The organism is Shigella sp. FC1967 (assembly GCF_001743005.1).
In the GTDB taxonomy this organism is placed as follows: domain Bacteria; phylum Pseudomonadota; class Gammaproteobacteria; order Enterobacterales; family Enterobacteriaceae; genus Proteus.
The window spans coordinates 1-214 of sequence record NZ_MIIZ01000464.1 but is presented as its reverse complement, the minus strand read 5'-3'; the positions used below and the strand labels follow the sequence as shown (position 1 = coordinate 214).

General features: G+C 45.3%; 1 protein-coding gene. It reads right to left on the bottom strand.

The genetic code is table 11. From position 1 onward, the window contains the following. Positions 1 to 189: helix-turn-helix domain-containing protein (locus BHE89_RS04000; RefSeq protein WP_171742454.1), on the bottom strand; the 189-nt coding region annotated here is incomplete at its 3' end. Positions 190 to 214 lie beyond the last annotated feature (25 nt).

Sequence of the window (214 nt, the reverse complement as noted above, 5' to 3'; positions counted from 1 at the left end):
TTTTTTCGCCACGGCAAGCAGCGGTTTAAGATCTTTACGCGGGTTTAAATTTACGCCGTGCCGCTGGTAAGCGTCTTTCTTGATGTGCAGAGCTTTGTTGTACGCAAAACGAACTGCACCGAACTGAGCGTTGAGATATTCAGCCTGTTCTGGTGTAGGGTAGATGCGTACTTTTGTTGCTCTTAACATCATCAGCGCTCATTGATATAATGTT